This window comes from Ottowia sp. (assembly GCF_016703145.1).
Classification (GTDB): domain Bacteria; phylum Pseudomonadota; class Gammaproteobacteria; order Burkholderiales; family Burkholderiaceae_C; genus Ottowia.
Window position 1 is genome coordinate 1,452,497 of record NZ_JADJCO010000003.1, and the last position, 25,641, is coordinate 1,478,137.

Genomic DNA, 25,641 nt, shown 5'->3' on the forward strand with positions numbered 1-25,641 from the left:
TTGGAGGCATTGTCGGCCGGAGCGAACTCCCGGCCGACCGCGCCCCCAAGCCCAAAAATTCAGCGCACGGACAGCCGCAGCCCCCAAGGCGTCTTCTGCCAGGCCAGCACTTCCTCGCGCAGCAGGTGGGCCGATTGAGGCCAGGCCGCCATCCAACCGCCGGACACGCTCAGGGCGAAGCCGTGCGCCGGCCCCGGGTCGATGGCCAGGCGGATGTCCTCTTGCCGCGGGTCCTGCCGCGCGTGGCACAGGATCACCGCCAGGCGCAGCGCCATCAGCTGGCGCATGAACAGCGCGTCGCCGAAGCGCGACTCCAGCTTGCGCAGCTTGCCGCGGTGGCCCAGCACCAGCTGGCTCAGGGTGTGCAGCTCGTGCATCGCGAAGCCCGGCACGTCGGCGTTGTCCAGGATGTAGGCGCCGTGCTTGTGGTAGTCGGCGTGGGAGATGCGCGAGCCGACCTCGTGCAGGCGCGCGGCCCAGGCGATCTGGCGCTCGGCCTCCTGCCGCTCGGCCGGCGCCAGCGGCGCCAGCAGCTCGTGCCCCAGGCGCAGGGCGGAGCGCGCCACGCGGCCGGCCTGCTGCGCATCAGCGCCGAAGCGGGCCGCCAGGTGCTCGACGGAGGAGGCGCGCACGTCGGTCACCTCGCGCTCGCGGTCCAGCAGATCGACCAGGGCGCCGTGGCGCAGCGCGCCGTGGGCGTGCCGCAGCCGCTCGATGCCGAGCAGGTCGAACAGGGCGCGCAGCACGGCCAGGCCGCCGGCGATGACGGCCTTGCGCTCTTCCTTGATACCGTCCAGCCGGATGGCCTCGAAGCGCTGGGCCTTGACCAGCCGCTCGCGCAGCCAGTCCAGCCCGTCGCGCGTGATGGCGCCGTCGTGCGCCGCGCGGCCGGCCAGCCGCAGCGCGTCGGCCACGGCGCCCACGGTGCCGGAGGAGCCGTAGGCGGCGTCCAAGTGCGCGCGGGCGTGGGTGGCGACGGCGTCGTCCAGCACCGCCTTGGCGGCGATCTCGGCGCGCTCGAAGTTCCGGGCCGACAGCACGCCGTCGGCAAAGTGGCGCATCGACCAGGCCACGCTGCCCACGCGGTACGACTCCATGGCCTGGGCCGTGTAGCCCTGGCCGACGATCAGCTCGGTCGAGCGGCCGCCGATGTCCATCACCAGGCGCCGCTCGTCCGACTGCGGCAGCAGGTGGGTGACGCCCTGGTAGATCAGGCGCGCCTCCTCGCGGCCGGAGATGACGTCGATCGGAAAGCCCAGGATCTGGCGCGCGACGGCCAGGAACTCGTCGCGGTTGCGCGCCTCGCGCAGCGTCTGCGTGGCGACGGCGCGCACCTGGCCGGGCTCGAAGCCGGCCAACCGCTCGCCGAAGCGCGCCAGGCAGTTCCAGCCGCGCTGCATGGCGTCTTGCGACAGGCGGCGGTCGGCGTCCAGGCCGTTGCCCTGGCGCACGGTTTCCTTGTGGTATTCCATGCGCTGGATCTGGCCCTGTTCGAGCCGGGCGATTTCGAGGCGGAAGCTGTTGGAGCCCAGGTCCACGGCGGCCAGGCGGGTGCCGGATTGCATAGAGATAGAGGTAGAGAAAGGGAAGTCGCGTTGCGCGGGCGGTGCCGATTGTGGCCCATCGGCGAGCCGCGCCGCCCCGCTCGTGGCGCGCGGATGACGTCACGAAGCTGTCACATGGCGGCCATACAGTCGCTTCATCCGAATCAACCTACATTCGAGGTTCACGCAGATGAAACGCAGCTTTCTCAAGGCCCTGGCCGCCACGGTGGCGGGCTCCTTCGTCGCCTTCGCCTCGCAGGCCGCCGACATCACCGGCGCCGGCGCCAGCTTTCCGTACCCGATCTACGCCAAGTGGGCCGAGGGCTACAAGGCGGCCACTGGCGTCGGGCTCAACTACCAGTCCATCGGCTCGTCCGGCGGCGTGCGCCAGATCCGCGCCAAGACGGTGGCCTTCGGCGCCACCGATTCCCCGCTGAAAGGCGAGGAACTGGACAAGGATGCCTTGGTGCAGTTCCCCGCCGTCATCGGCGGCACGGTGCCGGTGCTGAACCTGGAGGGCTTCAAGCCGGGCGAGCTGCGCGTGACCGGCCCGGTGCTGGCCGAGATGTTCATGGGCACCATCGCCAAGTGGAACGACCCCAAGTTCGCCGCCCTCAACCCCGGCAAAGCCCTGCCCGATGCGGCCATCACCGTGGTGCACCGCGCCGACGGCTCGGGCACCACCTTCAACTGGACCGACTACCTGGCCACCGTCAGCAAGGACTGGGCCGAGAAGGTGGGCAAGGGCAACGCCGTCAAGTGGCCGGCCGCCAGTTCGGTCGGCGGCAAGGGCAACGAGGGCGTGGCCGCCAACGTGGGCCGCATCAAGGGCGCCATCGGCTACGTCGAATACGCCTACGCCAAGCGCAACAAGTTGACTCACATGCAGGTGCAGAACCAGGCCGGCAAGTACGTGAACCCGGACGACGGCGCCTTCGCGGCCGCCGCCGCGGGCGTGGACTGGTTCGGCGTGCCGGGCATGGGCGTGTCGATGGTGGGTGCCAAGGGCGAGGGCTCCTGGCCCATCTCCACCGCGTCCTTCATCCTGATGTACAAGGCCCCCGCCGACAAGGCACAGTCCGCCGAGGTGCTGAAGTTCTTCGACTGGGCGTTCAAGAACGGCCAGCAGATGGCGGCCGATCTCGACTACGTGGCCCTGCCGGACGCCCTCACGGCCCAGATCCGCGCCAAGGTCTGGTCGCAGATCGGCAAGTGACGGCCGGGCGCATCATCGCCGCCAGGAGAACTCCATGAGCGTGGGCATGACCACCATCGACGACGACGCCAGGCCCACCCAGGCCGAGGCTGACGCCACCGGCGCGTCCGGCAGGGAAGCCATCGCACGCCGGCAGCGCGTGCAGGACGTGCTGTTCCACCGCGTCACGCAAGGCTTCTCGCTGCTGGTGCTGGTGGCGCTGGCGGGCATCATCGTGTCGCTGTTCATCAACGCGCTGCCCACGTTCCAGAAGTTCGGCCCGCAGTTCGTCTGGCGCGTCGAGTGGGACGTGGTGAACGAGGAATTCGGCGCCGCCATCGCCATCGTCGGCACCCTGCTCAGCGCCGGCATCGCCTTGCTGCTGGCGGTGCCGCTGGCCTTCGGCATCGCGCTGTTCCTGACCGAGAACTGCCCTGTCTGGCTGCGGCGCCCGCTGGGCACGGCCATCGAGCTGTTGGCCGCCGTGCCGTCCATCATCTACGGCATGTTCGGCCTGTTCGTGTTCGCGCCGGTGTTCGCCGACCACGTGCAGATGCCGCTGCAGCAGGTGCTGGGCGGCATGCCGCTGGTGGGCTTTTTGTTCGGCGGCGCGGTCAACGGCATGGGTATCCTGGCCGCCGGCATCGTGCTGGCCTTCATGATCCTGCCCTACATCGCGGCGGTGATGCGCGACGTGTTCGAGATCGTGCCCGCCATCCTGCGCGAATCCGCCTACGGCCTCGGCTGCACCACCTGGGAAGTGGTGCGCAAGGTGGTGCTGCCCTACACCCGCAAGGGCGTGATCGGCGGCGTCATGCTGGGCCTGGGCCGCGCCCTGGGCGAGACCATGGCGGTGACCTTCGTGATCGGCAACGCCAACCGCCTGCCGACCTCGCTGTTCTCGCCCGGCACGTCCATCGCCTCCACCCTGGCCAACGAGTTCGGCGAAGCGGCGGACTTGCACCTGACCACGCTGTTCGCGCTGGGCTTCCTGCTGTTCGTCATCACCTTCGTGGTGCTGGCGCTGGCCAAGCTCCTCCTCCTCCGCGCCGAGCGCGCCAAAGGCACCTGACCATGCACGCAGACAGCGCCCTGTATCGAAAGCGCCGCATGGCCAACGCCATCGGCCTGGCCTTGTCCATGGCGGCCATGGTCCTCGGCCTGATGGTGCTGCTGTGGATCCTGTTCGTGCTGTTCGGCCAGGGGCTGGCGGCCACCGACCTGAGCCTGTTCACGCAGGACACGCCGGCGCCGGGCTCGGACGGCGGCGGCTTGCGCAACGCCATCGTCGGCAGCCTGATGATGCTGGGGCTGACGGTGCTGGTGTCCACGCCCGTCGGCATCCTGGCCGGCATCTACCTGGCCGAGTATGGCGACGAGGGCCGCACCGCCGGGCTCACCCGCTTCGTCACCGACATCATGCTGTCGGCGCCCTCCATCGTGCTGGGCTTGTTCGTGTACGCCCTGGCGGTGGCCACGACGGGGCACTTCTCGGGCTACGCCGGCAGCTTCGCACTGTCGCTGATCGCCATCCCGGTGGTGGTGCGCACCACCGAGAACATGCTGCGCCTGGTGCCCGGCAGTCTGCGCGAGGCCGCCGCCGCGCTGGGCGCGCCGCGCTGGAAGGTGGCGCTGATGATCACCCTGCGCGCCGCGCGCAGCGGCGTCATCACCGGCCTGCTGCTGGCCCTGGCGCGCGTCAGCGGCGAGACGGCGCCGCTCTTGTTCACGGCGCTCAACAACCAGTTCTTCAGCACCGACATGACCCGGCCGATGGCCAATCTGCCGGTCGTCATCTTCCAGTTCGCGATGAGCCCCTACGACAACTGGATCCGCCTGGCCTGGGCCGGCGCGCTGCTGATCACGCTCACCGTGCTGGCCATCAACATCGTCGCCCGCGTGTTCTTCCGCGACAAGGCGGCGGGCCGCTGAACCGCACGGCGGATTTGGAAAGCTCAAAGGACAACCATGGAAATCGCGATCCCCGTTCCCCAAGTGGCCCCGCGCGGCAGCCGGCCCCGGCTGCAGGACGAGCGCATGGCGCTGGAGGTGCGCAACCTCGACTTCTTCTACGCCAACGGCTTCCAGGGCCTGAAGGGCATCAACCTCTCCATCCCGGAGCGCAAGGCCACCGCCTTCATCGGGCCGTCCGGCTGCGGCAAGTCCACGCTGCTGCGCACGCTCAACCGCATGTACAGCCTGTACCCGGGGCAGCGCGCCCAGGGCGAGATCCTGCTGCATGGCCGCAACATCCTCGACTCCAAGGTCGACGTGAACCTGCTGCGCGCCAGCGTGGGCATGGTGTTCCAGAAGCCGACGCCGTTCCCGATGACCATCTACGACAACATCGCCTTCGGCGTGCGCCTGTACGAGAGCCTGAACAAGGCCGACATGGACGAGCGCGTCGAGTGGGCGCTGTCCAAGGCGGCGCTGTGGAACGAGGTCAAGGACAAGCTGGGCCAGAGCGGCCTGTCGCTGTCGGGCGGTCAGCAGCAGCGCCTGTGCATCGCACGCAGCGTGGCGGTCAAGCCCTCGGTGCTGCTGCTGGACGAGCCAACCTCGGCGCTGGACCCGATCTCCACCGGCAAGGTCGAGGAACTGGTGCACGAGCTGAAGAGCGACTACACCATCGCCATCGTCACCCACAACATGCAGCAGGCGGCGCGCGTGAGCGACTACACCGCCTACATGTACCTGGGCGAGCTGGTCGAGTTCGGCGCCACCGAGGAGCTGTTCTTCAAGCCGCAGCGCAAGGAGACCGAGGACTACATCACTGGCCGCTTCGGCTGAACAAAGCACATCGAGAGGCAAGCATTCCCATGGCAGACAAGCATCTTTCCAGCCAGTTCGACAGCGACCTGAACCACGTGTCCACGCGCGTGCTGGAGTTGGGCGGGCTGGTGGAGTCGCAGATCCGGCAGGCGATCCACGCGCTGTCGGAGTTCAGCGCCGAGGTGGCCGACCAGGTCCAGGCGATCGAGCCGCGCGTCAACGCGATGGAGATGGAGATCGACCGCGAGCTGTCCACCATCATCGCCCGGCGCCAGCCCACGGCGGTGGACCTGCGCCTGCTGCTGGCCATCTCCAAGACCACGGCCAACCTGGAGCGCGTGGGCGACGAGGCGGCCAAGATCGCGCGCATGGTCAAGTCCATCATCGACGCGGGCGCCGCCCGCAAGCTGCCGGCGGGCGAGTTGCGCGTGGCCGCCGACATGGCGGCCTCCCTGCTGCGCCAGGCGCTGGACGCCTTCGCGCGGCTGGACACGGCCAGCGCGGTGTCGATCCTGAAGGAGGACGACTTCCTCGACCGCGAGTTCGATGGTTTCGTGCGCAAGCTGATCACCTACATGATGGAAGACCCGCGCACCATCTCGGCCAGCCTGGACCTGCTGTTCCTGGCCAAGGCGATCGAGCGCATCGGCGACCACGCCAAGAACATCGCCGAGTTCATCATCTACATCGTCAAGGGCGCCGACGTGCGGCACAGCACCATGGACCAGGTGGAGCACGCCGCGAGATGAGGCCCCCACGCTGCTCCCTCGCTTCGCGCGGTGCGCTGCCCCCTGGGGGGGCTCGCGCCGCCTTCGGTCGGCCGGGTGGCGGCGCGGCTCCCCTGGCGGCCGTGTGCTCTCGTCCCGGAGTACCGCGACGATGAAGAACATGCCCCGCGTACTCGTCGTCGAGGACGAGCCCGCGATCGCCGAGTTGATTGCCGTCAACCTGCGCCACCACGGCTTTGCGCCGACCTGGGCCATGGACAGCGAAACCGCGCAGCGCGAGCTGGACGCCGTGCTGCCCGACGTGATCCTGCTGGACTGGATGCTGCCCGGCGAGAGCGGCCTGTCGCTGGCGCGCAAGTGGCGCAAGGACGCGCGCACCAAGTCCGTGCCGATCATCATGCTGACCGCGCGCGGCGACGAGGCCGACCGCGTGGCCGGCCTGGACGCGGGCGCCGACGACTACATCGTCAAGCCCTTTTCCACCAACGAGATGCTGGCGCGCATCCGCGCCGTGCTGCGCCGCCGCGCGCCCGAGCAGGCCGGCGGCTCGGTGGCCATCGGCGCGCTGCTGCTCGACGCGGCCACCCACCGCGTCTCCTACGATGGGCAACCGCTGCGGCTGGGACCGACCGAGTTCAGGCTGCTGCACTACCTGATGCAGAACGCCGAGCGCGTGCACAGCCGCGGCCAGTTGCTCGACAAGGTGTGGGGCGACCATGTGTTCATCGAGGAGCGCACGGTGGACGTGCACGTCAAGCGCCTGCGCGAGGCCCTGGGCCCGGCGGGCAGCCTGGTCGAGACCGTGCGCGGCGCGGGCTACCGCCTGACCGCGCAGCCGCTGGCGCAGGCGCGGCCGGCGTCGGCCGACTGACCACGTTTCGGCCACGACGTCCATGGCACTGCGCATCTTCTCGCTGCTGGTGCTGCAGGCCGCGCTGGCGTGGCTGGGCCACCATTGGCGCGGCTGGCCCGGCGCCGCGGCCGGCGTGGCGCTGGCCGGGCTGGTGCTGGTGGGCATCGACACCTGGCGCGGCCGGCGCTTCATGCGCTGGGCGGCCGACCCGCAGGCGTCGCCGCAGCCGGTGGGTGGTGGCCTGTGGGGCGAAGCCGCGTACCGCCTGCGCCGCGCGCTGCGCGCCGAGCAGCAGAAGGCGCGCGAGGCCGCGCAGCGCCTGGACGAATTCCTGGCCGCGATCCAGGCCTCGCCCAACGGCGTGGTGCTGCTCGACGCCGAGGGGCGCATCGAATGGTGCAACGACATCGCCGTGCAGCATTTCGGCTTCGACGCCGAGCGCGACCGGCTGCAGCACGTGGCCAACCTGGTGCGCGAGCCGGCGTTCGCCGCCCACTGGGCCGCGCAGCCCGACGACCGCGAGGTGACGCTGATGGGGCGGGGCGACGCGCCAGGCCGTCCCGTCCGGCTGTCGGTGCAATTGCATGCCTACGGCGACGGGCATCGGCTGATGCTGTCGCGCGACGTCACCGCGCTGGCGCAGGCCGAGGCCATGCGGCGCGACTTCGTGGCCAACGTGTCGCACGAGATCCGCACCCCGCTCACGGTGCTGGCGGGCTTCATCGAGACCATGCAGAGCCTGCCGCTGACGGAGGCCGAGCGCGCCAGCCACCTGCGGCTCATGGCCGCGCAGTCGGCGCGCATGCAGGCGCTGGTCAGCGACCTGCTCACGCTGTCGCGGCTGGAGGGCAGCCCCGCGCCCAGCCTGGCCGAGACCGTCGATCCAACGGCGCTGCTGGCCCAGTGCGAGGCCGAGGCGCGCGGCCTGTCGGCGCTGTTGCACCCGGCGCAGGAACGGCCGCAGACGCTGGTGTTCGGCCCCGCGCCCGACTTCGCCTTGGCCGGCGCCGCTGGCGAGCTGCGCAGCGCCGCCGCCAACCTGATCAACAACGCCGTGCGCTACACGCCGGGCGGCGGCCGCATCGACGTGCGCTGGCAGCGCCTGGAGGGCGGCCGCGCCAGCCTGAGCGTGGCCGACACCGGGCCCGGCATCGCGCCCGAACACCTGCCGCGCCTGACCGAGCGCTTCTACCGCCTCGACCGCAGCCGCTCGCGCGAGTCCGGCGGCACCGGCCTGGGGCTGGCCATCGCCAAGCACGTGGCGCAGCGCCACGGCGGCGAGCTGCGCATCGACAGCCGGCTGGGCCAGGGTTCGACCTTCTCGCTGGTGCTGCCGGCGCAGCGGGTGCGCCCGGCGCCAGCGCCCACCTGATTCTCAAGAAAATCGGCTTCTATCCATTGTGGATACTGCGCCAACAGCTATCAATAGTATAGCTCAAGGCGTGCCGACGCGGCGATAGACCAGCAGGGTCTCGTCCTTGTCGGTGGGGCGCCGCACCTCGCCCGCCTGGCGCCACTGCGCCATCGATACCGTGGCCGGCAGGCTGGACAGCGCGTCCACGTCCACCAGCAGCCAGGGGCAGCCGGCCGGGCCGCGCGCCGGCATCGGCGTCCAGCCGCCGTGGAAGCGCACCGCCGCCACCTGGGCCGAGGCCAGGCCATGCACCTGCACGCAGGGCGCGTCGCCGACCAGGCGCCGCACCTCGCGCATCTGCGGCGCGAAGCTGCGGCCGTAGTTCAGGGCCGGCAGCCACAGCGTCATCAGCAGCAGCCAGCACAGCGTGGCGCCGGCGGCGGGCAGCACCATGCTCTTCCACAGCGCGGTGCGGTGCCGGCCGGTGCGCCAGCGCGCCAGCGCGATCCAGGCCAGCGTGCCGGCCAGCGCCGCGGCGAAGGCCGGCCACTGGAAGACCGGCTCGAAGCCCGGCGCCAGCCGGGCCACGTTGGCCGCCGGCTTGGCGGGCACGCCGGTCTCCATCGAGATCCACACGACCCAGATCACGATGGCCCACAGACTGAAGAACAGCACCGTGAACCAGTCGATCAGCGCGCCCGCGCTGCGCTTGAAGGTGGGCAGGGCGAAGGCCGCCAGCGCCGCCAGCGCCGGCAGCGCCAGCAGCAGGGCGCGGTCGCCCGCCCGCGTGGCCACCGTGGTGGCCAGCGGCACGCTGGCGATGAGCAGGGGCAGGCCCAGGTGGCGATGGTGGTGGAGCCCGCGCAACTGGCGCCGCCAGCGCCACAGCGTCCACAGCACCAGCGGCCACACCGGCCAGGTGAACCACAGGAACAGTTGCCCGAGCGAGCGCCAGTCGCTCCAACTCGTGCGCAGCGGTGCGATCTGCCAGCTCAGCAGCGATCCGTACAGCCCCAGCGCCGCGCAGCCCAGCGTGGCCGCGCCCAGCACTCCCACGGCGCGCTGGCGTGCGCCGGGCGCGATGTGGGGGATGTCGGGGCGCAACAGTGCCAGCGTGGCCACTCCGCCGTAGATCAGCGCCGTCGCGGGCGCGCCGGACAGGGTGAGCCCCAGCAGGCCCAGCGCCAGCGCCAGCGGCGCGCCCAACGGCCGGAAGGGCAGGCCCGCCAGGCCATGGAACACCAGCGTGCCAAAGAACAACTGGGCCAGCGCCGGCGTGGTCTCGTGCGAGAACTGCGCCAGTCCCAGCGTCGCGATCAGCGCCAGCAGGCTGCCGTCGGCCAGCGCCCGCGCGTAGTCCGCCGGCCGGGCCTCGCCGCCGAAGGCGAAAGCCACGGGCTGCGCGCTGGGGTGCCGCGCCAGGTCGTACACGGCGTACCACGCGGCCGCCAGCGTGCCGGCCAGCATCAGCGCGAAGGGCAGGCGCACGGCGAATTCGGGCGCCATCCAGGCCGGCGCGAGCTGCAGCACCCAGGCGCCCAGCCAGTAGGGCAGCAGGGCGCCGGTGTCGGTGGGCACGCCCATCAGCGCGGGGCGCAGCCAATCGCTCCATGGGCCGCCGGCCTGCAGCTCCAGCATGGTGCCGAAGGCGGCGATGTCGGCGTTCTTCCAGGGGTCTCGGCCGACGTAGCCGGGGATGACGTAGGCCACGCACAGCAGCAGCAGGGCCCAGCGCGGCAGGCGGCGCACGGCGTCCTGGGCGACGATGGCGGGGCTGGGCTGGTTCACGTCGTGGGCGGCGGGAAGCGCGGAGCGGCGGGCGCGCGGCCGGCCAAGCAAAAGGGCAGCGCGGTTGCCCGTGCTGCCCTCGGAGGCCAGTGCTTGCGCCGCGCGATTTTAGCGGGCGACCTTGCCGAAGCGGTTGCGGAACTTCTCGACGCGGCCGCCCATGTTGTCCACCGACTTCTGCGTGCCGGTGTAGAAGGGGTGCGACTCGCTGGAGGTGTCGAGCTTGAACAGCGGCAGCTCGCGGCCATCATCCATCTTCACCATTTCCTTGGTGTTCACGCAAGAGCGGGTGACGAACTTGAAACCGTTGGACAGGTCCACGAAGCAGACTTCGCGGTAGTTGGGGTGAATGCCTTCACGCATGATGAAATCCTTGTCGTTCGACTGCGGCAGCCGCGCCGGCCCATCCAGCGTACTTTCCGCGAAACCCAAAATTATAGCCCGGTGCGGGTCGTCAGCCTCGGTGCCATGGCGCAAGAGGCCGGTGGCCGCGGAGCAAGCCATGCCAGCGGACGCCATGGAGCGGGCTTGGCCCGGCCACCGGCGTCGTCTCCTGGGGGGAAGGCGGCCGCAGGCCGACTCAGGGGGGCTTGTTCAGCCACCACGGCGCATCATGTCGAAGAACTCGACGTTGGTCTTGGTTGCCTTCATGCTCTTGATGACCATCTCCATCGCCTCGATCTCGTCCATGTTGTACATGAACTGGCGCAGGATGCGGGTCTTCTGCAGCACCTCGGGCGGCAGCAGCAGTTCCTCGCGGCGCGTGCCCGAGCGGTTGAGCTGGATCGAGGGGAACACGCGCTTCTCGTACAGGCGCCGGTCCAGGTGGATCTCGCTGTTGCCGGTGCCCTTGAACTCCTCGAAGATCACCTCGTCCATGCGGCTGCCGGTGTCGATCAGCGCGGTGGCGATGATGGTCAGGCTGCCGCCTTCCTCGACGTTGCGCGCCGCGCCCAGGAAGCGCTTGGGCCGCTGCAGGGCGTTGGCGTCCACGCCGCCGGTCAGCACCTTGCCGGAGGAAGGCACGACGTTGTTGTAGGCGCGCGCCAGGCGGGTGATGGAGTCCAGCAGGATCACCACGTCCTTCTTCAGCTCGACCAGGCGCTTGGCGCGCTCGATCACCATCTCGGCCACGTGCACGTGGCGCGCGGCGGGTTCGTCGAAGGTGGAGGCGATCACCTCGGCCTTGACCGAGCGCTGCATGTCCGTCACTTCTTCGGGGCGCTCGTCCACCAGCAGCACCATCATGTGGCTGTCGGGGTAGTTGGCCGCGATGGCGTGGGCGATGGTCTGCATCATCACCGTCTTGCCGCTCTTGGGCGGGGCCACGATCAGCGCGCGCTGGCCCTTGCCGATGGGGGCGATGACATCGATGATGCGGCCGGTGATGTTCTCCTCGCCCTTGAACGCGTCGCGCTCGAGCTTCATCTGCTCGCGCGGGAACAGCGGGGTGAGGTTCTCGAACATCACCTTGTGCCGGTTCTGCTCCGGCGCGCCGCCGTTGACGGCATCCAGCTTGGTCAGCGCGAAGTAGCGCTCGCCGTCCTTGGGGATGCGCACCTCGCCCTCGATCATGTCGCCGGTGTGCAGGTTGAAGCGGCGCACCTGGCTGGGGCTGATGTAGATGTCGTCGGTGCTGGCGGTGAAGCTGGTGTCGGGGCTGCGCAGGAAGCCGAAGCCGTCGGGCAGGATTTCCAGCACGCCGTCGGCGAACACCTGCTCGCCCGTCTTGGCGCGCTTCTTGATGAGGGCGAACATCAGCTCCTGCTTGCGCATGCGGCCGGCGTTGTCGATCTCCAGCGCCTCGGCCTGCTTCAGCAGTTCGGACACGTGCAGGGCCTTGAGTTCGTTCAGATGCATGGGTTGTGTTTGCTGCGGTTGTGCACACAGTCCGCGGCCGGACCGGGCGGTGGGCGAAAGAACAAGCGATTTGGGGGGAGGTTGGCGGGGCCCGGCAACGGGGCCCCGCGTCGGGCGCGCTGTGGATCAGGGCGCCGGGCGGCGCTCACCTGCGCGCCGACTGCTGGGAACGGATTATGGCAGGAAAACCGGGGCGGGTCAGGCCAGTTGCTGGTCGATGAACTGCGACAACTGCGCCTTGGACAGCGCGCCGACCTTGGTGGCCGAGAGCTGGCCGTTCTTGAACACCATCAGCGTCGGGATGCCGCGGATGCCGAACTTGGCCGGCACCAGACGGTTGTCGTCCACGTTGACCTTGGCGATCCGCAGCTTGCCGTCGTAGGCGGCGGCCAGCTCGTCCAGGGTGGGGGCGATGGCCTTGCAGGGGCCGCACCACTCGGCCCAGAAGTCCACCAGCACCGGCTGGTCGGACTGCAGGACGTCGGTTTCGAAGGAGCTGTCGCTCACGTGTTTGATCAGTTCACTGGCCATGGAGAAATCCTTGCGGAGGGCGCTTTCGAGCGTGCGGATAAAGTGCGGGCCATTGTGACAGAAACCCGATTTCCCCCGCGCGCCGGCGAGGCTCGAAATTGCTATGGCCCCGATAGCTGAAAGCGACGGCGCCAGCCCCGTCCCCGAAGCCTGGCGCCGCCTGCTGGAGCGGATCGACCACGAGATGCGCGAGTTGGCCGCGCACCCCGCGCGTTGCGTCGTGCTGCTGCCCTACGCGCAGCTCATGCCGCTGGCCGCGCGGCTGTGGGCGGCGCAGTTTCCGGACGGCTTCGCGCCGCGCTTCGAAACCTCGCGCAACTGGGCCGCGCGCGTCGGCACGTTCGCGCCGGGGCCGAGCGACCTGAGCTTCGACCACGGGCGCGACTTGCTCACCGCCGCCTCCCTGCTCGACGGCGCCGGTCTGGGCGAGCAGCGCCCACTGCTGGCCGGCCCGCTGCTGGAGCAGGCCGCGCAACTGGCGCAACTGGCCGCCAGCGTGCCGGCCGCGCTGCGCCCGGACTGGATGGCGCGGGCGCGCGCCGCGCTGCCGCCGCTGGAGGGCGGCCCGCTGGCGCTGGAGGCCGCCCTGGGCCGCATCGCCGTGGCCTGGGCCGGCGCGTCGGACTACGCCACCGACGTGCTGTTCGAGCCGCGCGTGGACCGCGAACTGGACGCCCTGTTCATCGTTGAGGGCCTGCAGGCCGACCCGCTGGCGGCGATCCTGGCCGAGCACTACGCCCTGCGCGCCGTCGTCCTGCCGCTGCACGCCGAGGCCGCCCCCGCCAATCCCGCCCTGCACGCCTGCGCCGACGGCGAGGACGAGGCCGAGCGCGCCGCCGCCTGCGTGCTGCGCCACCTGGCCGAGGGGCGCGCGCCGGTGGCGCTGGCCGCTGGCGACCGCGTGCTCACCCGCCGCGTCAGCGCGCTGCTGGCCGCGCGCGGCGTGCGGCTGCGCGACGAAACGGGCTGGAAGCTGTCCACCACCCACGCCGCCGCCCGCCTGCTGGCCGCGCTGCGGGCGTGCGCCGGGCGCGCTTCCACCGACGAGGTGCTGGACTGGCTCAAGCTCGCCCCCGCCGTTCGGCCCGAGGCGCTGCGCGCGCTGGAGCGGCGCCTGCGCCGCGAGGCGGTGCGCGGCTGGCTCCAGGCGGTGGCCATGTTTCCGCGGGAGGGCGTCATCGAACAGGCCGAGGACCTGCGCGCGCCGCTGCAGGGCGCGCGCCGCGTGGCCGACTGGCTGGCCGCCGCGCGCGCGCTGCTGCAGGCCGACGGCCAGTGGCCGCTGCTGGCCGGCGACGCGGCCGGCGCCGCGGTCATCGCCGCGCTGGGCCTGTCCGCCGCCGACCAGGCCGCGTGGCAGGCCTGGCCGGCCGCGCAGCGGCGCATGCGCCTGCCCGAATTCACCCGCTGGGTCAGCGATACGCTGGAGGCGGCCGACTTCCGCCCGCCGCGCTCCCCGGACGCGCCGGTCGTCGTGCTGCCCATGAGCCAGTTGCTCGGCCGCCCCTTCACTGCTGCCGTGGCGCCTGGCGCCGACGAGCAGCGCCTGCCCGCCGCGCCCGAGCCGCCCGGCTCCTGGACCGCCGCCCAGCGCGAGGCCTTGCACCTGCCCGCGCGCGAGGCGCTGCGGGCGGCGCGGCAGGCCGCCTGGGCCGTGCTGCTGCAGGTGCCGCGCGTGGACGTGCTGTGGCGCGCCAGCGACGACAGCGGCGAGCCGCTGCTGCCCTCGCCGCTGGTGCAGGCGCTGCAACTGCGGGGGCGCGGCACGCCGGCCGCCGACCCGCGCCCGCCGCGCCCGCTGGCCGCCCGGCCGGTGCGCCCGCCCGCGCCCAGCGGCGCCACGCTGCCCGCGCAGCCGCTGTCGGCCAGTGCCTACGAGATGCTGCGCGCCTGCCCCTACCGCTTCTTCGCGCTGCGCCAGCTCGGCCTGCAAGAGGACGGCGAGCTGGACGTGGACGTCGGCAAGCGCGACTTCGGCGTCTGGCTGCACGAGGTGCTGCGCCTCTTCCACGAAGACCTGCAGCGCCAGACCGATGCCGACCGAGCGGCGCTGATGGACGCCGCCGCCGGGCGCGTTACGCGCGGCCAAGGCGTGGAGGAGGGCGAGTTCCTGCCGTTCATCGCCGGCTGGCCGGCGATCCGCGACGGCTACCTGGCCTGGCTGTCGCGGCACGAAGCCACCGGCGCCGTGTTCGAGGCCGCCGAACAGACCGCCCGCGCCGACCTGGCCGGCGTGGCGCTGCAAGGCCGCTTCGACCGCGTGGACCGCTTGCCTGGCGGCGAGCCCCTGGTCATCGACTACAAGACCGAGACCCTGGCGCGCACCCGTGATCGCCTGAAGGCCGGCGGCGAGGACACCCAGTTGCCCTTCTACGCCCTGCTCACCGGCCACGACGCGCCGCGCGCCGCCTACCTGAACGTGGGCGAGCGCGATCCCGCCAGCCTGCACGAGCCGCCCGACGTGCTGCTGCTGGCCGGCTTGCTGCACGACGGCATCCAGTCCGACCTGGCGCGCATCGCCGAAGGCGCGCCGCTGCGCCCATTGGGCGAGGGCAGCGTATGCGACTGGTGCGCCGCGCGCGGCCTGTGCCGCAGAGATTTCTGGTCAGAATGACGCACTTCCCCAAACTCCACGCGCTGCGCGCTGTTGCGCCTCCTCCCTCGCCGGGGGCGGCGCCAGCGGGCGGGCCACGCCCTTCCGCGGCGTCCATGGGCATGGCCTGCTCCGCGGCCTCTCGTTCCTTGTCCGCGCGAATGCCGTGGTGCGCATGGGAAAGGTCTGCATGACCGCGCCGGCCTACGAACACAACGGGCAGCCCGTCTCGCGCGAGGCGTTCTACGCCATCGCCTGCGACCCGCGCCGCAGCGTGGCGGTGGAAGCGTGCGCCGGCGCGGGCAAGACCTGGATGCTGGTGTCGCGCATCCTGCGCGCGCTGCTGGAAGGCAGCGCGCCGCACGAGATCCTGGCCATCACCTTCACCAAGAAGGCCGCCGGCGAGATGCGCCAGCGCCTGCAGGAGTGGCTGGCCGACTTCGCCCGCGCCACGCCCGACGAATGCACGCAGCAACTGGTTATGCGTGGAATCGGACCGCAGCCCGCGTCGGTATTGCGCGAGCAGCTACAGAATTTGTATCAAACGCTGCTCGACGCCGGCCGCCCGGTGCAGATCCGCACCTTCCACAGCTGGTTCGCCGCCCTGTTGCGCGGCGCGCCGCTGCAGGTGCTGCAGGACCTGGGCCTGCCCTCGGCCTACGAGTTGCTGGAGGACGACCAGGACGCCGTCGCCGAGGTCTGGCGCCGCTACCTGCGCGTCATCGCCCGCGACGAGGGCCTGCGCGCCGACCACGCCGCGCTGGTCGCCGCGCACGGCCGCACGCGCGCTCACGAGGCGCTGGAGGCCGCGCTGGCGCGCCGCGTCGAGTTCGCGCTGGCCGACGCCGCCGGCCACGTCGAGGACGCCGTGGCGCCGTTCGACCGGTATTACCCGCGCTTCGCCGGCGTCGACCAGCCCCGCGACTGGCTGCTGCTGCGCGCGCCCGGGCGGGACCTGCTGGCTACCGCCGCCCAGGCCCTGGCGCCCGCCGCGCCCAGCTTCGCCGCCTGCGGCGCCAGGCTGCTGGCGGCATTGCAGATCGGCGACTGGCCCAACGTGCAAGCCGCCCTGCTCACGCAGAAAGGCGAGCCGCGCAAGTTCAGCGACAAGATCGCCGGTATCGCCGCCGTGCGCGCCGCGCAGGACGAACTGCTGGCCGTGCTCCAGGCCGAGCGGCAGCACCACGCGCACCAGCACCACCTGAGGATGGCGCGGCTGACGCGCCCGCTGCTGGCCGAGTTCGCGCTCCTGAAGCGAGAGCGCGGCTGGATCGACATGACCGACATCGAGCGCGCCGCGCTCACCCTGCTGACCGATCCCTTCCTCAGCGGCTGGGTGCAGGAGCGGCTGGACGCGCGCGTGCGCCACCTGCTGATCGACGAGTTCCAGGACACCAACCCGCTGCAGTGGCAGGCGCTGCAGGCCTGGCTGTCCGGCTACGCCGGTGCCGGCGGCGGCGCGCAGGCGCCCAGCGTGTTCATCGTCGGCGACCCCAAGCAGAGCATCTACCGCTTCCGCCGCGCCGACCCGCGCGTGTTCGCCGCGGCGCAGCGCTTCGTCACCGAGGCCCTGGGCGGCGACCGGCTGGCCTGCGACCACACGCGGCGCAACGCGCCCGCCGTGCTGGCGGCCGTCAACGGCGTGATGCGGCAGGCGCAGGACGCGGGCGAATTCGCGGGCTTTCGCGCCCACACCACCGAATCGCGCGAGGCCGGCGGCGGGATCGGCGCGCTGCCCCTTGTCCCGCGCCCCGACGCGCCATCGCCCGGCGCGGACGGGCCCGGCTGGCGCGACAGCCTGGACACCCCGCGCATCGAGATCGAGGACGGCCTGCGCACGCTGGAATGCCGCCAGGCCGCGCGCTGGATCGCCGCCCAGGTGGCCGGCGGCACGCCGGCGCGCGAGATCATGGTGCTGTGCCGCAAGCGCCAGCCGCTGGGCGTGCTGCAGGCCGGGCTGCGCGCCCTGGGCGTGCCCTGCGAGCAGCCCGAGCAGCAACTGCTGGGCGACCTGCCCGCCGTGCAGGACGTGCTGGCCCTGGTCGATGCGCTGGTCTCGCCGGGGCACGATTTGTCGCTGGCGCGCGCGCTCAAGTCGCCGCTGTTCGGCCTGGGCGACGACGATCTGGCGTGCCTGGCCCTGGCCGCCCGCGCCGCCGACGCGGCGGACCAGCCGGGCGGTGGGCGCCCGTCCTGGCTCGATTTGCTTCAAAAAACAGAGCTGTCGGCGAAAACGGGGAGCGGGCTACATGCCGATCTGATGCAATACCGCCAGTGGCTGACCAGCCTGCCGCCGCACGACGCGCTGCAGGCCATCTACCAGCACCGCGACGTGCTGGCGCGCTTCGCCGCCGCCGCGCCGCCGTCCGAGCGCGCGCACACCGTGGCCCAGTTGCGCGCCGTGCTGGCCGCCGCGCTGCAGGTGCAGGGCGGGCGCTTCCTCACCGCCTACCAGTGGGTGCGCGCGCTGCGCCGCCAGCGCCTGCCCGCGCCGCGCCACGCCGCGCCCGAGGCCGTGCAACTGCTCACCGTGCACGGCGCCAAGGGCCTGGAGGCCGACGCCGTGCTGCTGCTCGACGCCTTCGCCGCCGCGCCGCGCGGCGGCCTGGGCGCGCTGATCGACTGGCCGGGCGACGCGCCCGCGCCCGCGCGCTTCGCCTTCGTCGCCAGCGAGAAGGCGCCGCCGCCCGACCTGGCGGGCCTGGCGCAGGCCGAGGCCGACGCCCGCGCGCGCGAGGAGCTGAACGCGCTGTACGTCGCCATGACGCGCGCGCGCCGGCGGCTGGTGCTGTCCGGCGTCCAACCGCACCACGCGCCGGCGTCGAGCTGGTGGCAGCGCATCGAGCCGCTGGCCGAGCCGCTGCCCGCGCCCCAGGCGCCCGCGCTGCCGGCGCACGGCGGGGAAGACGAGTTTTTCATGTCAAATCTGCCTGAAACCAGTGTGGATATTGAACCATTAGCTATCGAAACAGAAGCATCCGAGATGGATGAACCCAGCGACGCCTCGCGCCTGGGCGAGGCCATGCACTGGCTGCTGGAGCACGCCGGCGACACGCCGCGGGGCTGGCGCCCCGAGCGCGCCGCCCAGGCCGCGCGGCGCTTCGGCGCCAGCGCCGACCAGGTCGAGCGCGCCGGCGCGCTGGCGCGGCGCATCCTGGCCGGCGAGGCCGCCTGGGCCTGGAACGCCGGCGAGGTGCTGGAAGCCTTCAACGAAATCGAGCTGACCCACCAGGGCCAGCGCCTGCGCATCGACCGCCTGGTGCGCCGCCGCGCCACGGCGGCCGAGCCGGAATGCTGGTGGGTGCTGGACTACAAGAGCGCCTTCCAGCCCGAGCGCGACCCCGCGCTGCAGGCGCAGATGGCGCGCTACCGCGACGCCGTGGCGCGCCGCTACCCCGGCGCCGCCGTGCGCGCCGCCTTCCTGACGGGCGACGGGCGCCACGTCCTCGTGTCATGACCGATCCTGATGCCGTATTGCCCTGCGACGTCGCCGTCATCGGCGGCGGCCCCGCCGGGCTGATGGCCGCCGAAGTGCTGTCCGCCGCCGGCGTGGCCGTGCACCTGTTCGACGCCATGCCCTCGGTCGGCCGCAAGTTCCTGCTGGCCGGACGCGGCGGGCTGAACCTGACCCATTCCGAGCCGCTGCCCGGCTTCGCCACCCGTTACGGCGCGCGGCAGCACGCCATCGCGCCGTGGCTGGCCGACTTCGGCCCCGACGCCCTGCGCGCCTGGGCGGCGGGGCTGGGCGTGGAGACCTTCGTCGGCACCTCGGGCCGCGTCTTCCCGCGCGAGATGAAGGCCGCGCCCCTGCTGCGCGCCTGGCTGCAGCGCCTGCGCCACCCGGTGGCCGGCGGCGTGCCGGTGCGGTTCCACATGCGGCACCGCTGGGTCGGCTGGGCGCGGGACGGCGGCGCGCCGGATACTCCTGATTCAATAGCTGTTGACGAAATATCCACGCGAGATTCAGGCATATTCTGCTTTGAATCGCCAACTGGGCGGCAGCGCGTCGCCCCCCGTGCCGCCGTGCTGGCCCTGGGCGGCGCGAGCTGGCCGCGCCTGGGCTCCGACGCCGCCTGGGTGCCACTGTTGCAGGCGCGCGGCGTGGCGGTGGCGCCGATCCGGCCGGCCAACTGCGGCTTCGACGTGGCGCCCACGCCCGCGCGGCGCGCGCACCCCGACGACCACGCCGCCGGCGGCTGGTCCGCCCACTTCCGCGAGCGCTTCGCCGGCCAGCCGCTCAAGTCGGTGGCGCTGCGCGTGCCGGGGGCCGAACCTGCCTTCGCGCGACAAGGCGAATTCGTCGTCACCGCCACTGGCGTCGAGGGCAGCCTGATCTACGCCGCCTCCGCGCTGCTGCGCGACGCGCTGGCGGCCGAGGGCCGGGCGCATGTCGAGTTGGACCTGCTGCCCGCGCGCACCCCGGCCCAGGTGCTGGCCGCCGTCGCCGCGCCGCGCGGCAGCCGCAGCCTGGCCAGCGAGTTGCAGCGCCGCCTGGGCCTGGACGGGGTGAAGCGCGCGCTGCTGCACGAATGGCTGCCGCGCGAGGCGCTGCAGGATCCCGCGTGGCTGGCCGAGGCCATCAAGGCCCTGCCCATCCACCTGGCGGCGCCGCGCCCGGTCGAGGAAGCCATCAGCAGCGCCGGCGGCGTGCCCTTCGAGGCCCTGGACGAGCATCTGCAACTGCGCGCCGCGCCCGGCGTGTTCTGCGCCGGCGAGATGCTGGACTGGGAGGCGCCGACCGGCGGCTACCTGCTGACCGCCTGCATGGCGAGCGGGGCGAGGGCGGGGCGCGGGGCGTCGAAGAGCCTGGGCCCGCGCTGAGTGTTCCGCGTCCGCCGCCTGACTCACTTTTGGGATGCCCGAGGTCCGGTGAGCAGCGGCGAGGGGTTGGGCGTCAGCGCGCGCACGCGAGATCGGCCTGCCGGGGCTGAAGCTTGCGGGAGCGCGAGACCGCACTGCTTGCGTGCCAGAGAAGCCTGCTACAGCCGCGTGCACACCAGGCGAACCATGCCCCGCATGCCGGTCTGGCGCTCCACGGAGAAACCGAGACTTCGCAGGTGATCGATCAGTGGGTCTGGCCGCACCCGCAGCTTCTGGTACGAACTCACCGTCATTTCCCAGGCGTCACCCGTCCGCTGGTAGAGCATGTCGTGAACGCTCACCACATCCGGCGCGTACTCCAGGAAGCACGTCAGGATTCTGTCGCTGTCACCTCGGACGTGGATGAATCGCTTGTCGCCCACCAGTGCCTGCGAATAGTCGCGGAAGCTGATGACGAACACGCCGCCGGGCGCGATCTCGCTGGCGGCCATCACCGCAAGGCGCTCCAGCGAGGCCGCGCTGGGCAGATGGGTGATCGTGTCGCCCATGCACAGGATGAACCGCGGCGATTGGGGGAGGTGGCGGGGGAAGTTCAGGAGATCGTCCCGGACTGTCTGCAGCGGCAGCCCGGCGGCGCTTCGCTCCAGCGCGTCGAGCAACTGCCCGGACGAATCCAGCGCGAGCACGCTGACACCCCGGCGGGCGAGCGGAACCGCGTGCATGCCAAAGCCCGCGCCAAGGTCCAGCGCCAAGTCGCCGGAGCGCGGCGCCAGGGCGAGTTCGTCCAGCTCGGCCGCGCCTGCGCCCCAGGCCGCGTCCATCCCTCCGGCCATCCAGGCGTACACAGGGGCAAGGTGGTCCCGGTAGTGTGCTTCGACCGTTGCCATGGTCAGCGCTCCCGCCATTTCCAGACCAGGCCATCCTCGGGATGCTCCACGGCCCCCAGGTGCTCGAATCCAAGCCGCCGCAGGATGGCCGTGGAAGGCCCTTCCTGCGCCAGCGTGTGGGCGATGAAAACCTCGGCCGTGGCCGTGCGCCGCGCCTCGCGCATGAGCGCGGCGGCCATCTGGCGCGCGATGCCCTGGCCCTCGTTGCCGGGGAAGGTGAAGTACGCGATCTCGGCCTCTCCGTGGACGGGCGGTCCTGCAAAGCCGCAGGTGCCGACGATGCGCGCGTCCTTCTCCGCCAGGTAGCACGCCCACGGCGGGACAAAGCCCCTGCGCCGGTAGAGATCCTGCGTGGCTTGGACGACCTGGGCCGCCGCGCCGAGCCCTGCGCAGGCGTCTCGCACGGCAGGCGAAGGCTGGGGGTCGATGCGATGCAGATGCAAGACGGAATCGGTCACGATGGGAAACTCCTGGGCATCAGATCAGCACGCCCTGTCGGTGCCCGTGTGGGCTTGCATCGAGCAGCCGGGCCAGGGGACGGCGAGGTATGGACTTGGAAGTCGGGGTGCGGCGGCCCCCACCGGCGACGCGATCGTGCCGACCGCCGAGTCCCGGCAGCCGAACCCCATCGAGGGCCGCGAGCAGCGTCAGATGCATCACGTTGCGCTGTGCGTGGCTGCCGCCCAGCCGGTGCGCCCGGGGCTGCAGGCTGGCGAGCAGCGGAATGGCGCGCATCGTGTCGCCACGCATCAACGCGCGCAGCGCGCGCACCCCGGGAAGGCCGAGTTCGCGCGTGGTCGCACCGTGGCGGGTGGGACGCGTAGCGCTGTGCAGCAGGACGTCTTCGAGCCGCCGTGCGCGCGCGCCGTCGCCCGCCAGGGCAAAGGCAAGCATCGCGTGCAGATCGCCGAAACTGCAGATGCCGTCGTCGATGTGCGGCTCCCAGGCGTCGGCAAGCCGCGCGGCGCGTGCGCTGACGTCGTGGCCGCGCAGTCCGATGCGCCACAGCAACGAAGCGGCGTCGATCAGGCCTCCCAGCGCAGGAGCGTGCGTAACCTGCACGTACCGGTCGTAGATCGCCAGCGCGCCGCCGCCGTCATGCATTGCGAGGTGGAACAAGGCGGTGTGCCACCAGCCGTGCGTCAGAAACGTCGTGCCGTGCGTCCAGGCACCCTGGTGCTCGCGCATCCAGTCGATGCCTTCGCTGGGGCGGCCGTCACTCTCGAAGACATGGGCCATGGCGTGGTGTGCGCGTGCGTCGAACGGGTTGATCTCGAGCGCTGCATGTGCCGCGTCTTCGGCGCGGGCCGGATCACCGTTCTCCGCGAGCGCGAAAGCCTGCATCGCAAGCAGCGAACCACGCATCGGCAGTTCGGCAGGGAAGCGGCGCAGCACGGACTCGACGCGAGCGAGCATGCGGGCGAAGTCGCCCAACAGATAGTCGATGGACTGCGAGGCCTGCAGCGCGAGCACATCGTGCGGCTGCTCGTCCAGCAGGTCGTCAAGGCAGGCACGCATGCACTCCAGGTCGTCTTCGAGTGCGGCACCGATCGCCGCGAGATGGATTCGCTCGCACCGGTCGGCGCGCAATCGCAACGCTGCTTCGAGCACCGGCCGCGCCGCGCGGTGATGCTGCGGATCGCGGCTGCAGATCAACTGGTAGGCGCGCAGCGCATGCGCCATCACGAACCCAGGAGCCTCGCGCAGCGCGAAGTCGAGCTGCGCTTCGGCGCCCTCGCGCCAGGCGCACACGGCGGCCAGGGCGCGTTCGTAGGCCTGCGCAGCGGCAGGGGTTGCGCCGCTCAGCGCGATGCCGCGTGCGTCGCGGGGCCGGCGGCTTGGCGAAGGGTGATGCGTTCTGAGCATGTCGAAACTCTCGCGCTTAAAAGCCGATGCCAAACCGCCCCGGCCGTGCGGCCTACTGCCGCGCAGCCAGAAGACGCTGCGCGGCCAAGGCCCCGATCTGGCGGCCCATGGCCGCGCCCACCTCGGTCGAGAAGCGGTAGTGCATGCCGCCCGAGATGCGCGCCTCGGCCACCTCGCTCACGAAGGCGTCGATGCTGCTCCACCGCCGCACGGCGCCCTTGGCGCTGGGGCTCGCGGTGGACAGCGGCGGCAGCGCAGCCTGGCCCGCCTCGGCCTGCAGCACCGCGCCCACCGATGCGGCGAGGATGCTGTGGGCGCTCGGGTACTCGGGGTGCAGCGGCGTGTCGATGAACGAGGCCCATGCGGGGTCGCGCTGCGTCGCGTCGTTGCCATCGGTGTCGCCATTGCGGATGGCGGTGACCGGGCGCCAGAAGTTGTAGTGGTACTTGGCGTCGAACACCGCGATCATCGCGTCGTCCATCGCCTGCGCCACCACGGCAAAGAGCCAGGCGTTGCGCACCGGGTCGCGGCCCGGCTGCAGCGCCACCGAGCGCACCAGGCCGTGGTAGATCGAGGGCTGCGAGAACTCCCAGAAGCGTGCCACCTCGGTCTGCTCGGCGCTGCGCTGGCTGTCCGCCTTGCCACCATAGGCCTTGACCTCGTTGTAGTGGCGCACCCAGGTGTCGCTGGCGAGGGCGGGCGGCGGCGCGGGGCGGAACTGCGCGGCGCTGGCCATGAGCCACGGCTTGCGCTGCGGCCAGGGCACGGCGGCGGGGATGGCCGTGGGCACGTAGGCGCCCGGCGCCGCATGCGGCCGGTAGGTCTCGGCGGCGGCAGCGCCGTCGCTGGCGCCCGCGGCCAGCGCCTCGGCGGCGGCGCGCTCGCCCACGGCAATGCCTGCGGTGCGCTGCGGCCCGTCAGGAATCGCCTGGATCGCGGCTTGGTAGGCGGCGTCCACCGCGGCCTGCTGCCCGCCCACCAGCTTGCCCAGCGTGGCGCGGTGCGCTGCAGCCACGGCGGCGTCCAGCGATGCCTTGCGCGCGTCCACGCGGCTGGCGGCCTCGTAGGCGGCGGTCTGCACGATGGCCATGACACGTATCGCGGGCGGCGTGCCCATCTTCGACTCCATGAGGATCTCGCCGGACTTGATGTTCCAGTCCGTGATGGCGTCGGCGCGTGCGCCCACGGCGAGCGCGGCGAGGAGTGCGGCGCCTGCGGCGCGGGCGATGGGAGGGAGTTTGCTGTTCATGAGGGTTCTCTCTTTGTCTGGTTGAAGTTGCGTTGGAAGTGGTCAGCGATACATGCGCGTGATGCGCAGGCGCGTCGCTTCGACGTCACCGGCGCTCTCGCTCGCGATGGAGCCGATTTCGCTGCGGGCGAGGCCGAGATCGCGCAGCGTGCGGTCATCGACCCAGCCGAGTTCTTGCTCGGTGCGGTGCGCCGCGCGGCGGCGTGCGTGGCGCTCGGCTTGGCGACGCAACGTTTCCATGGCGGCTGCGGCCGTTGCGTGCAGCAGGGCCATCGCGGGATGTCCGCCGAGCAGGAGGGGGTAGTGCGCGGGCATGGCGGCTTCAGGTCCCGCTGGGCTGGTGTTGTGGGATGGCCGAAAAATATTGTGTTGCGGAGGTGGTGGTCATGGTGTGCGAATGTCTTGGTGGGTTGAAGTGCCGGCACATCGTTGGCCGGTGTCCCGATGATTCGCTTCCTGGCCTTTGGGCGCTTCACTGTGTGTCGCCGGCACTTGCTCAGGCGTCCGCCGATGCGGTGAAAGGGCTGCCATCCCCACTCGCTCAGGCAGCTCCTTGCGTCTGCGCGCGCCGCCATGTGGCCGGCGGCAGTCCGGTGGAGCGCTTGAAGGCGCGCGCGAACGCCGCCTCGGAGTCGTAGCCCACGTCGAGCGCCACCGAGGCCACGTTGGCGCGGGTCTCGCGCAGCAGGCGGGCGCCGCACTGCATGCGCCAGTTAGTGAGGTACTGCATGGGCGGCAGGCCGGTGAACGACACGAAGCGCTCGTGCAGCGCGGAGCGCGACAGGCCCACGCGCTGGCCCAGTTCCTCCAGCGTCCACGCCTGCGCGGGGTCGCCGTGCAGCAGCGCGATGGCGCGCCCCACGTGCCGGTCGCGCAGCGCGCCCAGCCAGCCTTGCGATTCGGGCGGCAGCGAATCGAGGTAGCGCCGCGCACCATCGACGAACACCATCTCGCTCACGCGCTGCAGCAGCGCCCCACCGCCAGCTCGCCTCGCACTGGTCTCGGTGGCCGCGTGCTCCAGCATCGGCGCTACCCACGCCCCAACGCCTTCAGCGGGCAGGTGCACCAATCTGGGCAGGGCATCGATCAAGGGGTTGAATGGTTTGAGATCGCAGGCGATGAAGCCGCAGAGGATGACGGTGCTCGATTCCTGCGTGGGCAGGCTGCTGCCCGCACAAAACATGTCGCCGCTGTAGGTGATCGGGATCGGCTTGGGGTCGTCGCGCATGCGAAACAGCCAATTGCCTTCAGCTGCGGCCTCGTCGGCCGGTGCCACGCCCGGCGCGCTCGACACCACGTGCTCGTCACCATGGGGCAGCATCACGACGTCGCCCTCGTGCATGCGCTGCGGCGGCTGGCCATCGACCGCGACCCAGCCGCCGCCTTTGAGGAATATGTGGTACTCGATCACGTGCTCGGCGCCTGGCATGACGGCGGGGCCCATCTCCCTGGAAGACGGCGCCAGGGCCGACCACTCCCCGCGGCAACTCGCGTGAAAGAAGATCGACCCGCGCAGCCGCACGCTGCGCAGCACGTCGGACAAAGGGTCGAGCGGAGTCATCACGCTCAATGGCTTGCTTGCCTGCGTCGTCATGAAGCC

Annotated in this window: 21 protein-coding genes; 10 read left to right on the forward strand and 11 right to left on the reverse strand. The window is 71.6% G+C overall.

Annotation, left to right across the window (positions count from 1 at the left end):
- Nucleotides 1-59: 59 nt before the first annotated feature.
- Nucleotides 60-1,565: a Ppx/GppA phosphatase family protein gene (locus IPG65_RS10695; protein ID WP_293189252.1), complete on the reverse strand. Its 1,506-nt coding sequence runs from the start codon at nt 1,563-1,565 to the stop codon at nt 60-62.
- 169 nt (nt 1,566-1,734) lie between these two features.
- Here IPG65_RS10695 and pstS point away from each other — a divergent pair, with 169 nt between their 5' ends.
- The 7 genes from pstS to phoR all read left to right on the forward strand — a co-directional run bounded on the left by pstS (nt 1,735) and on the right by phoR (nt 8,464).
- Nucleotides 1,735-2,760 carry a phosphate ABC transporter substrate-binding protein PstS gene (gene pstS / locus IPG65_RS10700; RefSeq protein WP_293189254.1) on the forward strand — a complete coding sequence of 342 codons (1,026 nt, stop codon included), beginning with the start codon at nt 1,735-1,737 and terminating at the stop codon, nt 2,758-2,760.
- A 34-nt stretch (nt 2,761-2,794) separates the two neighbouring features.
- Complete coding sequence (pstC, locus tag IPG65_RS10705) at nt 2,795-3,811, forward strand: phosphate ABC transporter permease subunit PstC (protein ID WP_293189256.1); 1,017 nt, start codon at nt 2,795-2,797, stop codon at nt 3,809-3,811.
- 2 nt (nt 3,812-3,813) lie between these two features.
- Nucleotides 3,814-4,671 carry a phosphate ABC transporter permease PstA gene (pstA, locus tag IPG65_RS10710; RefSeq protein ID WP_293189258.1) on the forward strand — a complete coding sequence of 286 codons (858 nt, stop codon included), beginning with the start codon at nt 3,814-3,816 and terminating at the stop codon, nt 4,669-4,671.
- Between the two features lie 105 nt (nt 4,672-4,776).
- Nucleotides 4,777-5,529: a phosphate ABC transporter ATP-binding protein PstB gene (pstB, locus tag IPG65_RS10715; protein ID WP_293190061.1), complete on the forward strand. Its 753-nt coding sequence runs from the start codon at nt 4,777-4,779 to the stop codon at nt 5,527-5,529.
- Between the two features lie 29 nt (nt 5,530-5,558).
- Nucleotides 5,559-6,260: a phosphate signaling complex protein PhoU gene (gene phoU, locus IPG65_RS10720; protein ID WP_293189260.1), complete on the forward strand. Its 702-nt coding sequence runs from the start codon at nt 5,559-5,561 to the stop codon at nt 6,258-6,260.
- 130 nt (nt 6,261-6,390) lie between these two features.
- Nucleotides 6,391-7,110, forward strand: coding sequence for a phosphate regulon transcriptional regulator PhoB (gene phoB, locus IPG65_RS10725; protein WP_293189262.1), 720 nt, complete (start codon nt 6,391-6,393; stop codon nt 7,108-7,110).
- Between the two features lie 22 nt (nt 7,111-7,132).
- Nucleotides 7,133-8,464 (forward strand): phosphate regulon sensor histidine kinase PhoR, encoded by a 1,332-nt coding sequence (gene phoR, locus IPG65_RS10730; protein ID WP_293189264.1) that lies wholly within the window; start codon nt 7,133-7,135, stop codon nt 8,462-8,464.
- Between the two features lie 63 nt (nt 8,465-8,527).
- Here the strand turns inward: phoR and IPG65_RS10735 are convergent, their stop codons facing one another.
- The 4 genes from IPG65_RS10735 to trxA all read right to left on the reverse strand — a co-directional run bounded on the left by IPG65_RS10735 (nt 8,528) and on the right by trxA (nt 12,625).
- On the reverse strand, nt 8,528-10,234 hold the full coding sequence (locus IPG65_RS10735) for a hypothetical protein (protein ID WP_293189266.1): 1,707 nt from the start codon (nt 10,232-10,234) through the stop codon (nt 8,528-8,530).
- Between the two features lie 108 nt (nt 10,235-10,342).
- Nucleotides 10,343-10,597, reverse strand: coding sequence for a type B 50S ribosomal protein L31 (locus IPG65_RS10740; protein WP_293189268.1), 255 nt, complete (start codon nt 10,595-10,597; stop codon nt 10,343-10,345).
- Nucleotides 10,598-10,828: 231 nt separating this feature from the next.
- The gene (gene rho / locus IPG65_RS10745; RefSeq protein WP_293189270.1) at nt 10,829-12,094 is read right to left on the reverse strand and encodes a transcription termination factor Rho; all 1,266 of its coding nucleotides are present in this window, start codon (nt 12,092-12,094) and stop codon (nt 10,829-10,831) included.
- A gap of 198 nt (nt 12,095-12,292) precedes the next feature.
- The gene (gene trxA, locus IPG65_RS10750; RefSeq protein WP_293189272.1) at nt 12,293-12,625 is read right to left on the reverse strand and encodes a thioredoxin TrxA; all 333 of its coding nucleotides are present in this window, start codon (nt 12,623-12,625) and stop codon (nt 12,293-12,295) included.
- A 103-nt stretch (nt 12,626-12,728) separates the two neighbouring features.
- Between trxA and IPG65_RS10755 the strand changes: the two genes are divergently transcribed.
- The 3 genes from IPG65_RS10755 to IPG65_RS10765 all read left to right on the forward strand — a co-directional run bounded on the left by IPG65_RS10755 (nt 12,729) and on the right by IPG65_RS10765 (nt 20,039).
- On the forward strand, nt 12,729-15,239 hold the full coding sequence (locus IPG65_RS10755) for a PD-(D/E)XK nuclease family protein (RefSeq protein ID WP_293189274.1): 2,511 nt from the start codon (nt 12,729-12,731) through the stop codon (nt 15,237-15,239).
- 169 nt (nt 15,240-15,408) lie between these two features.
- Nucleotides 15,409-18,675, forward strand: a complete 3,267-nt coding sequence (locus tag IPG65_RS10760; RefSeq protein WP_293189275.1) for an exodeoxyribonuclease V subunit beta — start codon at nt 15,409-15,411, stop codon at nt 18,673-18,675.
- Nucleotides 18,672-20,039, forward strand: coding sequence for a TIGR03862 family flavoprotein (locus tag IPG65_RS10765; protein ID WP_293189276.1), 1,368 nt, complete (start codon nt 18,672-18,674; stop codon nt 20,037-20,039). The genes IPG65_RS10760 and IPG65_RS10765 overlap by 4 nt, the downstream gene beginning before the upstream one ends.
- A 158-nt stretch (nt 20,040-20,197) precedes the next feature.
- Here the strand turns inward: IPG65_RS10765 and IPG65_RS10770 are convergent, their stop codons facing one another.
- From IPG65_RS10770 to IPG65_RS10795, 6 genes are all read right to left on the reverse strand, one after another.
- On the reverse strand, nt 20,198-20,926 hold the full coding sequence (locus tag IPG65_RS10770; RefSeq protein ID WP_293189277.1) for a class I SAM-dependent methyltransferase: 729 nt from the start codon (nt 20,924-20,926) through the stop codon (nt 20,198-20,200).
- Nucleotides 20,927-20,928: 2 nt separating this feature from the next.
- Nucleotides 20,929-21,384 (reverse strand): GNAT family protein, encoded by a 456-nt coding sequence (locus IPG65_RS10775; RefSeq protein WP_293189279.1) that lies wholly within the window; start codon nt 21,382-21,384, stop codon nt 20,929-20,931.
- 19 nt (nt 21,385-21,403) lie between these two features.
- Nucleotides 21,404-22,792 (reverse strand): tetratricopeptide repeat protein, encoded by a 1,389-nt coding sequence (locus IPG65_RS10780; RefSeq protein WP_293189281.1) that lies wholly within the window; start codon nt 22,790-22,792, stop codon nt 21,404-21,406.
- Nucleotides 22,793-22,844: 52 nt separating this feature from the next.
- Nucleotides 22,845-24,041: a vanadium-dependent haloperoxidase gene (locus IPG65_RS10785; protein WP_293189283.1), complete on the reverse strand. Its 1,197-nt coding sequence runs from the start codon at nt 24,039-24,041 to the stop codon at nt 22,845-22,847.
- A gap of 42 nt (nt 24,042-24,083) precedes the next feature.
- Entirely contained in the window at nt 24,084-24,356 is a 273-nt protein-coding gene (locus tag IPG65_RS10790) for a DUF1127 domain-containing protein (RefSeq protein ID WP_293189285.1), read from the reverse strand.
- Between the two features lie 226 nt (nt 24,357-24,582).
- Entirely contained in the window at nt 24,583-25,635 is a 1,053-nt protein-coding gene (locus IPG65_RS10795; protein WP_293189287.1) for an AraC family transcriptional regulator, read from the reverse strand.
- Between the last annotated feature and the right edge of the window lie 6 nt (nt 25,636-25,641).

Excerpts from the sequence above, each read along its gene's own strand:
- IPG65_RS10695 (WP_293189252.1), bottom strand. The coding sequence starts at position 1,565 with ATGCAATCCGGCACCCGCCTGGCCGCCGTGGACCTGGGCTCCAACAGC.
- pstS (WP_293189254.1), top strand. The coding sequence starts at position 1,735 with ATGAAACGCAGCTTTCTCAAGGCCCTGGCCGCCACGGTGGCGGGCTCC.
- pstC (WP_293189256.1), top strand. The coding sequence starts at position 2,795 with ATGAGCGTGGGCATGACCACCATCGACGACGACGCCAGGCCCACCCAG.
- pstA (WP_293189258.1), top strand. The coding sequence starts at position 3,814 with ATGCACGCAGACAGCGCCCTGTATCGAAAGCGCCGCATGGCCAACGCC.
- pstB (WP_293190061.1), top strand. The coding sequence starts at position 4,777 with ATGGCGCTGGAGGTGCGCAACCTCGACTTCTTCTACGCCAACGGCTTC.
- phoU (WP_293189260.1), top strand. The coding sequence starts at position 5,559 with ATGGCAGACAAGCATCTTTCCAGCCAGTTCGACAGCGACCTGAACCAC.
- phoB (WP_293189262.1), top strand. The coding sequence starts at position 6,391 with ATGAAGAACATGCCCCGCGTACTCGTCGTCGAGGACGAGCCCGCGATC.
- phoR (WP_293189264.1), top strand. The coding sequence starts at position 7,133 with ATGGCACTGCGCATCTTCTCGCTGCTGGTGCTGCAGGCCGCGCTGGCG.
- IPG65_RS10740 (WP_293189268.1), bottom strand. The coding sequence starts at position 10,597 with ATGCGTGAAGGCATTCACCCCAACTACCGCGAAGTCTGCTTCGTGGAC.
- rho (WP_293189270.1), bottom strand. The coding sequence starts at position 12,094 with ATGCATCTGAACGAACTCAAGGCCCTGCACGTGTCCGAACTGCTGAAG.
- trxA (WP_293189272.1), bottom strand. The coding sequence starts at position 12,625 with ATGGCCAGTGAACTGATCAAACACGTGAGCGACAGCTCCTTCGAAACC.
- IPG65_RS10755 (WP_293189274.1), top strand. The coding sequence starts at position 12,729 with ATGGCCCCGATAGCTGAAAGCGACGGCGCCAGCCCCGTCCCCGAAGCC.
- IPG65_RS10760 (WP_293189275.1), top strand. The coding sequence starts at position 15,409 with ATGACCGCGCCGGCCTACGAACACAACGGGCAGCCCGTCTCGCGCGAG.
- IPG65_RS10765 (WP_293189276.1), top strand. The coding sequence starts at position 18,672 with ATGACCGATCCTGATGCCGTATTGCCCTGCGACGTCGCCGTCATCGGC.
- IPG65_RS10770 (WP_293189277.1), bottom strand. The coding sequence starts at position 20,926 with ATGGCAACGGTCGAAGCACACTACCGGGACCACCTTGCCCCTGTGTAC.
- IPG65_RS10780 (WP_293189281.1), bottom strand. The coding sequence starts at position 22,792 with ATGCTCAGAACGCATCACCCTTCGCCAAGCCGCCGGCCCCGCGACGCA.
- IPG65_RS10785 (WP_293189283.1), bottom strand. The coding sequence starts at position 24,041 with ATGAACAGCAAACTCCCTCCCATCGCCCGCGCCGCAGGCGCCGCACTC.
- IPG65_RS10790 (WP_293189285.1), bottom strand. The coding sequence starts at position 24,356 with ATGCCCGCGCACTACCCCCTCCTGCTCGGCGGACATCCCGCGATGGCC.
- IPG65_RS10795 (WP_293189287.1), bottom strand. The coding sequence starts at position 25,635 with ATGACGACGCAGGCAAGCAAGCCATTGAGCGTGATGACTCCGCTCGAC.